13 protein-coding genes are annotated in these 11,488 nt (G+C 58.6%); 10 read left to right on the forward strand and 3 right to left on the reverse strand.

Annotation, left to right across the window (positions count from 1 at the left end; genetic code table 11):
* Positions 1 to 53 precede the first annotated feature (53 nt).
* The 4 genes from ACYU7Z_RS14475 (at position 54) to ACYU7Z_RS14490 (ending at position 4,236) form a co-directional block, all read left to right on the forward strand.
* Positions 54 to 1,124: an AAA family ATPase gene (locus tag ACYU7Z_RS14475; RefSeq protein ID WP_460571691.1), complete on the forward strand. Its 1,071-nt coding sequence runs from the start codon at positions 54 to 56 to the stop codon at positions 1,122 to 1,124.
* Positions 1,125 to 1,305: 181 nt separating this feature from the next.
* Positions 1,306 to 1,788: a ribonuclease H-like YkuK family protein gene (locus ACYU7Z_RS14480; protein ID WP_460571693.1), complete on the forward strand. Its 483-nt coding sequence runs from the start codon at positions 1,306 to 1,308 to the stop codon at positions 1,786 to 1,788.
* A 91-nt stretch (positions 1,789 to 1,879) separates the two neighbouring features.
* Complete coding sequence (locus ACYU7Z_RS14485) at positions 1,880 to 3,325, forward strand: RtcB family protein (RefSeq protein ID WP_460571695.1); 1,446 nt, start codon at positions 1,880 to 1,882, stop codon at positions 3,323 to 3,325.
* A 407-nt stretch (positions 3,326 to 3,732) separates the two neighbouring features.
* Positions 3,733 to 4,236 carry an asparaginase domain-containing protein gene (locus tag ACYU7Z_RS14490; RefSeq protein ID WP_460571697.1) on the forward strand — a complete coding sequence of 168 codons (504 nt, stop codon included), beginning with the start codon at positions 3,733 to 3,735 and terminating at the stop codon, positions 4,234 to 4,236.
* A 228-nt stretch (positions 4,237 to 4,464) separates the two neighbouring features.
* On the opposite strand, the gene ACYU7Z_RS14495 is transcribed toward ACYU7Z_RS14490, so the two are convergent.
* Together ACYU7Z_RS14495 and ACYU7Z_RS14500 are read right to left on the reverse strand one after the other, a co-directional pair.
* Entirely contained in the window at positions 4,465 to 4,911 is a 447-nt protein-coding gene (locus tag ACYU7Z_RS14495; RefSeq protein WP_460571699.1) for a DinB family protein, read from the reverse strand.
* Positions 4,912 to 5,011: 100 nt separating this feature from the next.
* Positions 5,012 to 5,587, reverse strand: a complete 576-nt coding sequence (locus ACYU7Z_RS14500; RefSeq protein ID WP_460571701.1) for a type 1 glutamine amidotransferase domain-containing protein — start codon at positions 5,585 to 5,587, stop codon at positions 5,012 to 5,014.
* Positions 5,588 to 5,699: 112 nt separating this feature from the next.
* On the opposite strand from ACYU7Z_RS14500, the gene ACYU7Z_RS14505 reads away from it, so the two are divergent.
* The 6 genes from ACYU7Z_RS14505 (at position 5,700) to ACYU7Z_RS14530 (ending at position 10,446) form a co-directional block, all read left to right on the forward strand.
* The gene (locus tag ACYU7Z_RS14505; RefSeq protein ID WP_460571703.1) at positions 5,700 to 6,515 is read left to right on the forward strand and encodes an N-acetylmuramoyl-L-alanine amidase; all 816 of its coding nucleotides are present in this window, start codon (positions 5,700 to 5,702) and stop codon (positions 6,513 to 6,515) included.
* Positions 6,516 to 6,726: 211 nt separating this feature from the next.
* A complete protein-coding gene (locus ACYU7Z_RS14510; RefSeq protein ID WP_460571705.1) occupies positions 6,727 to 6,996 on the forward strand; it encodes a hypothetical protein in 270 nt (89 codons plus the stop codon).
* Between the two features lie 122 nt (positions 6,997 to 7,118).
* Positions 7,119 to 7,802, forward strand: a complete 684-nt coding sequence (gene tsaB / locus ACYU7Z_RS14515; protein ID WP_460571707.1) for a tRNA threonylcarbamoyladenosine biosynthesis protein TsaB — start codon at positions 7,119 to 7,121, stop codon at positions 7,800 to 7,802.
* A gap of 84 nt (positions 7,803 to 7,886) precedes the next feature.
* Positions 7,887 to 8,219, forward strand: a complete 333-nt coding sequence (locus ACYU7Z_RS14520) for an ArsR/SmtB family transcription factor (protein ID WP_460571709.1) — start codon at positions 7,887 to 7,889, stop codon at positions 8,217 to 8,219.
* 89 nt (positions 8,220 to 8,308) lie between these two features.
* A complete protein-coding gene (locus ACYU7Z_RS14525; protein WP_460571711.1) occupies positions 8,309 to 9,718 on the forward strand; it encodes an MBL fold metallo-hydrolase in 1,410 nt (469 codons plus the stop codon).
* Positions 9,719 to 10,152: 434 nt separating this feature from the next.
* Positions 10,153 to 10,446 carry a hypothetical protein gene (locus ACYU7Z_RS14530; protein WP_460571713.1) on the forward strand — a complete coding sequence of 98 codons (294 nt, stop codon included), beginning with the start codon at positions 10,153 to 10,155 and terminating at the stop codon, positions 10,444 to 10,446.
* A gap of 69 nt (positions 10,447 to 10,515) precedes the next feature.
* Here the strand turns inward: ACYU7Z_RS14530 and ACYU7Z_RS14535 are convergent, their stop codons facing one another.
* Positions 10,516 to 11,394, reverse strand: coding sequence for a lysophospholipid acyltransferase family protein (locus tag ACYU7Z_RS14535; RefSeq protein WP_460571715.1), 879 nt, complete (start codon positions 11,392 to 11,394; stop codon positions 10,516 to 10,518).
* Between the last annotated feature and the right edge of the window lie 94 nt (positions 11,395 to 11,488).

Genomic DNA, 11,488 nt, shown 5'->3' on the forward strand with positions numbered 1-11,488 from the left:
GTAACGAAACAAATTATTCCACGCCGTATAAATACGGACCTAATAACAGTAAGATGGACAACATATTTGATCAAAAGACGGTAAGCGCCAATGCGGCCCTCGGCGATATATTTCCCGACAGCCGCGCATTTTACCTGTCGCACTTCGGGCGTGTCCCGAGCCGGCACTTCATTTCCTGCCTGGCGGGAGAGAAGCTGCTGGCGGCCTTCCGCGAGCGATTCGCGGACCTGCTGGCCGACGAGTTTCAGAACCAGTGGTACGATGCCCGCCGCAAGCGCTACGAGATCGACAAAACGCTTTTCGTGCTCCGCAACGGCTGCATCGTGGAGATCGGGCATTACTGCGAGATCCTTCACAACGGAACCCAGGCGTCATTCGTAGACGAGTGTACGAAGCTGGCCGGCCGCTTTCGCGAGCGGCAGCGCCGGCAGCCGCAGGAGATCAACCTCATTGTGCGCGGCGAGTACGGCCTCACGCTGAAGTCGATGGAGATCAAGCGTACGCGGCTCGATGTAGGCCTTTATTACGAGGGAGACTTTGCCGCGGTGGATGCCGTGATTCGCAAGCGTCTTTCGCAGAAGGACGACAAAGGCATCGTGCTGCTCCACGGCTTGCCGGGCACGGGAAAGACGACGTACCTGCGTTACCTCGTGGGGAACACGAAAAAGCGCGTGCTCTTTCTCTCGCCGACGGTTGCGGGCAACTTGATGGATCCGGACTTTATCGATCTCCTCGTCGACAACCCGAATACCGTGCTGGTGATCGAGGACGCGGAGAACGTGCTGATGGATCGCCGTGCGAACAATCACTCCGGGGTGTCAAACCTGTTGAACATCTCCGATGGGCTGCTCGCCGACTTCCTGAACGTGCAGCTTGTTTGCACCTTCAACAGCCCGATCGCGCTCATCGACCCGGCCCTGCTGCGCCAGGGACGGCTCATTGCCCGCTACGAGTTCGGAAAGCTGGGTGTGGAGCGGGCGCAGCGCCTCAGCGACCACCTCGGGTTTCACAACAGCATCACGAAGCCGATGACGCTGGCGGAGATCTCGGCGCAGCACGAGCCGGCACAACCGGAGCGCCGCGTGGAAGTGATCGGGTTCCGGACGTTGGCGCTGGAGAACTGAGGCGTGAGGCGTGAGGCGTGAAAATATTGGGGAGTTAAGCTACGTATCGACCGGCCCCAAAATCATAGCGATCAAACAGGGTAAAGTCAATCTGCGCTAATCTTAATCATCATAAAAGATCTGCGTTCTTTCTCTCCTCGCGCCTCATGCATCAAATTTCTTATCGAAAAAAACGAAAGACATGACACAAAAGAAATGGCGGCGGCTGGATGGCAGGCCCATCCGGCTGCCTATTGAGGAAGAAGTGCGGCGCACCCTTTTGCGGGAAGCTGCCGATGGCCACGAGCTGCAGGTTTCGATCGGCTCCGACAGCCAGGTGCGGGGGAGCGAGATCGTCTTCGCCACCGTGATCGTATTTCTACGGAAGGGCCGGGGCGGCTTCTTCTTCATTCAGAGTGAGCGGGTGCAGCGAAGCGTGACCGTGAAGGAGCGGATGCTCGACGAGGTGACCCGGAGTATCGAGGTCGCCTACGAGCTGGCCCCGATTTTTGTGCGGCACGGCCTTCCCCTCGAGGTGCACGCCGACATCAACCCGGATCCGAAGTTCAAAAGCAACGAGGCCTTCCGCGAAGCGATGGGCTATATCATGGGGATGGGCTTCGTGTTCCGGGCCAAGCCGCAGGCCTTCGCCGGCTCCTGCTGCGCCAATAAAATAGTACAATAATTGTGGTCCTCGACAAGCTCGGACTGACAAATCGTTTTAGAGCGATGGCCTGTCAGCCTGAGCCAGTGGAAGGCTGCCAAAAAAAGAATGTATGGCAAAATTGAAAATCAATGGAAAGGATCTTCGCGGCATCGGTTACCCCGAGTCGCCGGTCATCTCGCTCGCGATGGGGCTGATGGAAAAGCACTACAAGCATTCCACGCTCGATGAGGCGCTGGCCATCCTTTCGAATATCCGCGCAGCTCCGGCTGATTACCTTGAGCACCCGGTGCTCGGGAAGATCGCGGCGCAACTGCTGCCGAAGCCGGCGGCGGATGGCGCGGAATTGTCGCTCAACCAGAACGGCATCTCCTTCTCGGTATTCGGAAGCGACGGCATCGAAGCCGGCGCGCTGCACCAGATGTATACGGCCGCAAAGCTCCCCGTAGCGGTGGCCGGCGCCCTGATGCCGGATGCGCACTCGGGCTACGGACTTCCGATCGGCGGCGTGCTGGCTACCGACAACGCCGTGATTCCCTACGGAGTAGGTGTCGATATCGGGTGCCGGATGTGCCTCTCGGTATTCGACCTGCCACCCAAAGACCTGGAGGGTAAGTCGGGTTTCTTCGCGCGGATCATCCAGGAGAACACGCTGTTCGGCTCGGGCGCGCAGTTCGCGCGGGTGGCCGATCATGAAGTGCTGCACCGCGATACGTTCCGTGAGATCGGTCTGCTGAAAGGGCTGCACGGGCGGGCCTGGAAACAGCTCGGTACATCAGGCTCGGGCAACCACTTCGTGGAGTTCGGCGTGGTGACGGTTACGGAATACGACCCGGTACTGGGCGTTCCCGCCGGCTCGTACCTCGGTCTCCTGTCGCACTCGGGCTCGCGGGCGCTGGGCGCCAATATCGCCAACCACTACACCAGGCTGGCGAAGCAAAAGCGGCGCTTGCCCTCCGAGGCGTCGAACCTGGCCTGGCTGGGCCTCGACGAGGAGGAAGGCGCCGAGTACTGGCTCGCGATGAACCTGGCGGGCGATTATGCCTCGGCCTGTCACCACGTGATCCACGACAAGGTGGCGCGGGCGCTGGGCCGCCGGCCGCTGCGGATGGTGGAGAACCACCACAACTTCGCCTGGAAGGAGCAGTGGGAAGGCCGCGAGCTGATCGTGCACCGTAAGGGCGCAACCCCCGCGGGCAGCGGCGTGCTCGGTGTTATTCCCGGGTCGATGACAGCGCCCGGCTTTATCGTGAAGGGCAAAGGCGAGTCGGCGTCCGTCAATTCGGCGTCACATGGCGCGGGCCGGCGGATGAGCCGTACGGCGGCCCTCCAGTCGATCACGCTGGCAGCACTGCAGGAGCAGCTCCGGCTCCAGGGCGTAACGCTGCTGGGTGGCGGGCTCGACGAGGCGCCGATGGCCTACAAGGATATCCACTCGGTGATGAAGGCGCAAACGGCGCTGGTAGACGTAGTGGGCACCTTCCAGCCGCGGATCGTGCAGATGGACGGCGCGCCGCCAAAGCCTTGGATGAAGAAGAAGGAAGTGCTGGGGGAATGATCGATGTATCTCTGATCTCGGGATCCCGGATCTGTTGAAAAGCAGATCCGGATTCTGGATCCGGGAACAAAAAATCCGCGATGATAGATAAAAAAAGAAACTCCTGTAAAAACAGGAGTCGTCACCTAAACCAACTGCATGTTGAGAAAGGAAAGATGCCAGGAGGCATCCTGTTTCTCGAGCAGAGCTACGAAGGTGCACTATTCCCTTTTATAAATCCTTATTTTTTTTGTGGAAAGCCCTTAATTCACAGTTAACGCGCCCATATCGGCGGATGAATTGGATCCGGAGGGCTGACAGTGAGCGGATTAGCTACCGGGCAGCGGCCTCATCAGCACCAGGCCGCTACCCACAAAAAAGAAGCGGCGGCGCTGCATTCCTTATTTTTACCGCCAATTCCCGCAACCATGTCCATTCGCATTCTCGTAACCGGCGGCACCTTCGACAAGGAGTACAATGAGCTCACGGGCCAGCTTTTTTTCAAGGATTCGCACCTGCCGGAGATGCTCCAGCTCGGGCGCAACCGCGTTCCGGTAGATATCCGCACCCTGATGATGATCGACAGCCTGGAAATGGGCGACCTTGACCGCGAGCTCGTGGCGCGCCATTGCATCGAGGCCGACGAGCAGCAGATCATCATAACCCACGGCACCGATACCATGGCCGAAACGGCCGACCTGCTGGCGCAGCGCGTCACCGGCAAAACGATCGTGCTCACGGGCGCCATGGTTCCCTACAAGTTCGGCTCGTCCGACGGGCTGTTCAACCTCGGCAGCGCCTTTGCCTTTGTGCAAACGCTCCCGCCCGGCGTATATGTAGCCATGAATGGCCGCGCCTTCCGCGCCGGCAATGTGCGCAAGAACAAGCTCACGGGCGAGTTCGGCCCCCTCACCCCCGAAGGGGGCAGCTAGGCCGGGCTGTATGTTTTTCGTTCGACGTTTGCCCAGATGGATAATATTCAAGTGCAGGCGAGTACCGCTTTACTTCCTCGTTGCTTAGCATTGAAAATTGAGTATTGAATATTGAAAATTGATTGTAGAAAGCCCCGCTGATAGCGGGGCTTTCTGCTTGAAATGTTCAGAACTCTTCAAGACAAAAAATACTGATCCAACCTGGGTGCCCCTTCGGGGGACAGGGGGCTACACGCCAAACTGCTGCAGGTGATGATCGAGGTGCTTCCAGGCGAGGCGGCTCCAGTCCTGGGCGGTCATCTTGCCGAAAAACGGGTGCCGGGGCGGATGCAGCAGGATGCTGCTGCCGGCGAAGCGCTCGATGAGGCTCGTCAGCTTGCGGCGCTCCGTATCGAAAGAACGATCGTCACTGACGACAAATTCAGGGGCGGTGGGAAGCCCGCGCGGCCAGGGCTTGTCGGCAAGCAGCTTTCGCTTCGCCATGCGGCCAAAGAGCAGGCCCATGATATTGCGCCTCAGCTGCAGCTCACCGAAGTAGACAGAGAAGGGTGCCTGGCAGTGCGCCACCATTTGGGCAGCGTTCATCTTGCCCCAGCGGGGTATACAGCCGGCTTCCAGACTGTTGAGGCGCTCCAGGATAAGGCGGGCACTCCCGGGCTCGAAAAGATCGTTCATGCGGGTTTTGGTTGGCGAGGCTTAAGGTAAGCGATTTGACTGTACCGGCAAAGAAGAGGGCGTGCACGGGGCCGCCCTGCTACCGAAATAATACCGACGGTCAGTCGTGCTGCGTATACTGCCCCGTTGTTGCGTGCTTGCCTTCACCCACTTCTTCGAGCAGCTTTTTATTGAAGGCCGGGAGATCCTTCGGGCTGCGGCTGCTCACGAGGCCGTTATCGCTCACCACTTCCTTGTCTTCCCACAGGGCCCCCGCATTCACCAGGTCGGTGCGGATGGACGGATAGGAGGTGAGGGTGCGCGTACTGATCATACCGGTTTCGATAAGGAGTTGCGGGCCGTGGCAGATAGCGGCCAGCGGCTTGCCGTATTCGAGGAAGTGTCGCGCAAAGTCAACTGCTTTCTGGTTCGTCCGCAGCTTGTCGGGGTTCATTACGCCGCCAGGCAGCAGCAGGGCGTCGTAGTCCTCGGGGTTGGTTTCGTCGAGCACACGGTCTACCGGCACCTCGATGCTCCAGTGGTCGGTATCCCAGGCTTTCACATGACCTTTCTGCGGCGACACGATATGCACTTCGGCGCCGGCCTCGCGGAGCGCCTGAACAGGGCTCGTGAGCTCCACTTCTTCAAAGCCGTTCTCGGTAAGCACGGCTACTTTTTTTCCATTCAACTTAGGCATAGCTCAAAAATTTGATCCGCCTTTCTGCCGCAAAAACGGAGCCACTGCCAGCCGCCCTATCTTTGTTTCGGACGCCCGGTGCCTATGGCCGCGGCCCCTTCAACATTTGCCCATGAAACGTCCGCTGTTCCTGTCGCTCCTGCCGCTGCTGCTCGTGTTTGTGTATTGCAACCGGGGTCCCTACTCGGCCACGAACAAGCAATACCGGGGCACGGCGAAGAAATATGCAAAGGAGCTCCAGGCGAGCCCGGCCGGGCAAACAATGGCGACCGCGCAGCCCTGGGTGGGCACCATCAACTTCAACCTCCGCAAGCCCAACATCGTGGTGCTGCACCATACGGCCCAGGGAAGCTGCGATACCACGCTCCACACCTTCACCACGGAGCGCACGCAGGTGAGCGCCCACTACGTCGTTTGCCGCGAGGGTATCGTGCACCACATGCTCAACGACTACTTCCGCGCCTGGCACGCGGGCGCCGGTCGCTGGGGCAATATCCAGGACGTCAACTCATCCTCGATTGGTATCGAGATCGACAACAACGGAACCGAGCCCTTCAGCGAAGCGCAGATCGTAGCCACGCTGCAGCTGCTCGATACGCTGAAGCGCAAGTACAATATCCCCGCCGCCAACTTCATCGGTCATGCCGATGTGGCGCCGACGCGCAAGAACGACCCCAGCGTGCTCTTTCCCTGGAAGCGCTTTGCCGATGCGGGCTACGGACTGTGGTGGAGCGATACTACGGGCGTGCAGCTGCCCGCCGGCTTCAACACGCTCGACGCCCTGCGCATCATCGGCTACGACGTGCGCGACAGCAGCGCCGTTTTTACCACCTTTCGCCGCAAGTACCTGGGCCGTGAAGAAAAGGGTTCGCTCAGCGAGCCCGAGAAAAAAGTGCTGTATACCCTTTACCGAAAGTTCCTGCAGTAATCAGGTTGGCAAGTGGGAAGAGCGAAGTCGGAGCTGCTGTCCCTGAGAGAACGTCATTGCGCGTGCAACGCAGTAAACGTATCTACTTTCCTGAGCGTGCCGAAGGATGAGCATAGGCGACAGATGCCAAAATAATTCCGATGCTGCCTTGTCATCCTGGGCGAAGTCGAAGGATGGCAGGTGTTTTGTTTACTGCACCCTAAACTCTGTTATGAACGTCAAGCGTACATTCGGCGTCATCCTCACCATACTCGGCATTGCCGGCCTTATCTATGCCGCCGTGGTATTCATGGACGCCAAGGGAACGAGCGCACAGGTCAAGACCCTCATTGTATACGGCGTGCTCGGCGCCATCTTCTTCTTTACCGGCATCGGCCTTATCCGCACGACGGCCGACGACGCCCGCAACCCCGTGGGCGGCGGCCGCGATCACGTGGTGCACCGCGAAACGAAAACGTACCGCACGGATACAGACGTGTAGAACAGCAGAACAAGGAACAAGGAATGTTGAATGAGGAAGGGAAGGTTGAATGCTTCAAGCTTCCCTGTTCCTTATTCCTTGTTCGTCTGTTCCTTGTTCTTCTGTTCCCGTAGCTTTGCGCCGTGGCTTTCCTGCTTCATATCGACAGCGCGGTTACCGGCGCTTCCATTGCTTTTTCCGACGACGGGACCCTGCTGCTTTTTAAAAGCACCGGCGAGGCCCGCGACAGTGCCGCCTGGCTGCAGGTAGCGATCCGTGATGCGACGCGGGAGCTTGGACGGCCGCTTTCCCGCCTCGACGCCATATCGGTTACCGCCGGCCCCGGCTCCTACACAGGCCTCCGCGTGGGGATGGCCTCGGCAAAAGGACTTTGCTATGCCCTGCAAAAACCACTGATCACGCTTCCCACCCTCCAGGTAATGGCCGCGGCTGCTCTGTACGCCGGCGCTGGCGGGCTGCTTTGCCCCATGATCGATGCCCGCCGCCAGGAAGTGTTCACCGCCCTGTACAATGATGCGCTCGACGAGCTGCAGCCCGCCCACAGCCTCGTGCTCGACGAGAGCTCCTTTGCCGCGCAGCTTGCCTACGGCCCCTTAACTTTTTTCGGTAACGGCAGCCCCAAGTGGCAGGCGCAAACGACACATCCGAACGCCCGCTTCGTCGCGGCCGATGCGTCCGCGCGCTTTATGCCGGCCCTCGCCGCTACAAGGTTCCGGGCCGGGACCTTTGCCGACCTCGCCTATTGCGAGCCCTTCTATGCAAAAGAGTTCTACACACCCGTATCCCCAAAAGCGGCCGGGAAATGAGGCTTTTTTTATGAGCCACGTTTTTTACCGCCGTGATTAATACATTTGCCAAATAATATATAAGAAAAAGTAAGATTCATATTTATGAGTGAACTTTTAGTGGATAAGCCGGCAAAATCGGAAGCAGACCTTAAGATCGATGTATTGACCCTCAAAAAGGCCGCACTCGTGCTGCGTGCCATCAACCATAAACTGCGCCAGCAGATCCTGAAACTCATCCAGCAAAAGGGTGAGATCACCGTCACCGAGATCTATGTAAAGCTCCGCCTGGAGCAGTCGGTGGCCTCCCAGCACCTCGCCATCCTCCGCAAGGCCGGTTTCGTGCAAACCAACCGCGACGGCAAGTTCATCTACTACTCCGTCAACGAAGAACGCCTCACGCAGGTCCACCTCTTTGCCCAGCAATTGTTAAAATAAGCCTTCCTGCCGCCCCGGAAACCCATCTGCGACGCACCGGTGACAAACCGAGCGGCCCTGCCTTCCTACCTTTGTCGCAAAGCCTCCTTATGTATATCCAGCAACTTTATACGGGCTGCCTCAGCGAAGCCGCGTACTATATAGAGAGCAATGGCGAAGCTGCCATTGTGGACCCGCTTCGCGATATCGACGCCTACCTGCAACTGGCCGCCGAGCGTAAGGCGCGGATCAAATACATTTTCGAAACGCATTTCCACGCCGACTTCGTGTCGGGCCATATCGACCTTGCGAAGGCCACCGGCGCCACCATCATCTACGGACCGCAAACGGAAACGCCGCTTCCCGTGCACATTGCCCGCGACGGCGAAACCTTCCGCGTAGGCGAGCTTACCATGACCGTGCTGCACACCCCGGGCCATACGCTCGAGTCTTCGTGCTACCTCCTGCAGGACGCCACCGGTAAGGAGCACTGCATCTTCACCGGCGACACACTCTTCGTGGGCGACGTTGGCCGCCCCGACCTGGCCCAGAAAGGCGCCGACCTTACCATGGAAGACCTGGCGGCGATGATGTACGACTCACTGCACAAGCACATTCTCCCGCGCCCCGACGACGTGATCGTATACCCTGCGCACGGTCCCGGCTCGGCCTGCGGCAAGAGCCTCGGTCCCGAAACCTTCAGTACGATCGGCGAGCAGAAGGCCAGCAACTATGCCCTGCAGCCGCAAACAAAAGCCGAGTTCGTGAAAGCCGTAACGGACGGCCTCGCCGCGCCCCCGCAATACTTTCCCATCAACGCCCGGATCAATAAGGAAGGCTACGACGACCTCGACAGCGTGCTGGAGCGGGGCCTCAAAGCCTTGACGGTAGCCGAAGTGGCCGCCGCTTCCGAGGCTGGTGCCCTTGTTCTGGATACCCGTCCCGCAGCTGAGTTCACACAGGGCTTCGTACCCGGGTCCGTATTCGTGGGCCTCGAGGGCCGCTTTGCCGAGTGGGCCGGCTCGCTGCTTTCTTACGAAGGCGAGATGATCCTGGTAACCGAGCCCGGCAAGGAGCGCGAAGCGCTGGTGCGTCTCGCGCGTGTGGGCTTCCAGAATATGATCGGTTACCTCGAAGGTGGCTTCGATGCCTGGAAAAAATCCGGCGAGGCCATCGATATGATCATCGACGTGGAGCCAGACGAGCTGGCCATGGATCTTCCCTTCGACGAAAACCTCGTGGTGGTGGATGTGCGCAAGCCGGCCGAGTTTGCCGAAGGACACGTAAAAGATGCGCTCAGCCTGCCCCTCAACGATATGATCGATCCGCTGCACCTCGCGCGGTTCGAGGAAGAGCAGAACCTGTATGTACACTGCCAGGGTGGCTACCGCAGCGTTATTGCGGCCTCGCTCCTGAAGCGCCAGGGAATTCACAACCTCCGCAACGTGGTCGGTGGCTGGAACGCGATCCGCAAGGACACGAAGATCCCGACGCAGAAGCAAAGCAGTGTGCTGAATTGATCCCGGATCTATTAATCTCGGATCTCGGATCTGTAGATCTCGGATCTGACATCTGACATCAACTTGCGGTCTCCGGACCGCTTTTTTTATGCGGAAAAGGCGTTGGCGATAGTGCGGATGGGACTGCGCAAAGCCAGCAGGGGCAAGGCTTTTACAGCTGAGCCTAATGGTTAGCTATCGTGTAACGAACAGTAAATTGGTGGGAAGAGGAGAGAGGGTAGGTCTATTTTAGCAAAAGAAAAGCAAGCAATCGCAATAGTCAAGGTAGCAAGCTGAACACGTTACGTCCTAATTCAAAAATTTCATATAGCAAGCAATCGTTACGTCCGCTGTTTCCACAGGGGACTTTTCTTTTACAAGAATACTTCCTTTTTCAATACCTGCCTTCAATTTTTTTTAACATTTGAACCGCCGGCGGTCTTAGTTTCGTCGCCATGACTCCCGAGGAAACCCGCTTCCAGCATATCGGCGCATCGATACCCGGCGCCGAAAAAGGCCAGCTTTTCGGCAAGCCTTGCTTCAAGATGAATGGCAAGGCCTTCACCTGCTTCTTCCAGAACGAAATGGTCTTCAAGCTTACCGGCCCGGCACATGCCGCGGCACTGGCTGTTGCCGGCGCCCGGCTCTTTGATCCTTCGGGCAAAGGCCGCCCGATGAAGGAATGGGTGCAGGTGCCCACTGCCGGCGACTGGGAAAGGATGGCCCGCGTGGCCGCGGGCATTGAATAATGTTTATTGAATAACGCATAATGAATAAGGGACGGCACAGATACTTATTCACTGTTCCATAGGCATCAGTCACTGGAGCAACGCTCCATACTCCGGCTTCCACTCGTGCTTCCAGCGGCGGTGACTCCAGAGCCATAGCTCGGGGTGCTCGGTCATGACGCGCTCCAGGTAGGCGGCGTAGCGTATCGTGAGCTCGCCGGGCGCCAGTTGCGACGGGTGTGCCGATGCCAGCTGCACATGCCCAACATAATAGCCACGGCGCGGGCGCGTGCTGTGGTAAAAGAATACCGGGTGGTCGTTGCGCCGCGCCGCATCGTCGGGTGTTTTCAGAAAGGCGGTCGGCTTGCCGAAGAAGCTGGTCCAGTAGGCTTTCGAGGGGATCGCCGGGCTCTGGTCGGCCAGGAGTCCAAGGATGTATTGCTGCCCGCGGAAGGGCATCATCTCGCGCGCCATCCGGAAGGCGGCCACGAGTTTCACCCCGAAGCGCGAGCGGATCTTGTAAAAAAGGCGGTCAACGGGCTTGGAGGTAAGCGGCAGGTACACGCCGATATGCGGACCGGGCAGGTGGGCCTGCATCGCCAGGTTCACGAGCTCCCAGTTGAAGTTGTGGCCGATGTGAAAGTGCACGGGGCGCCCGTCCCTGTAGATCTCGTGCACGATCGAGAAGTCGGCCTGGTAATGCTTGCGGAAAAAGGAGGGCGGCGCGCTGATGAATTTGATCGTCTCGATGAAGGTGTCGGTGAAGTTGTGGTAAAACTTCTTCGCGATGGCGATGCGCTCGGCCTCCGTCTTTTGCGGGAAAGCGATCCGCAGGTTATCGAGCACCACTTTCTTGCGGTACCCCAGCACGTAATACACAAGCCCATAGGCCGCATCCGACAACAGGTACAGCAGCCGCAGGGGCAGGAGCGATACAAGGTAGAGGAAGCCGTACAGGAGGTAATACATGGAGGCGCAAAGGTAGTAAGTAGGAAAGTCGGAAGTAGGAAGTCGGAAGTTCGAAGGAATGCTTTGTTTTAACCGTCATTGCGAGGCGCCCGGA

This window comes from Flaviaestuariibacter terrae (genome assembly GCF_054777635.1).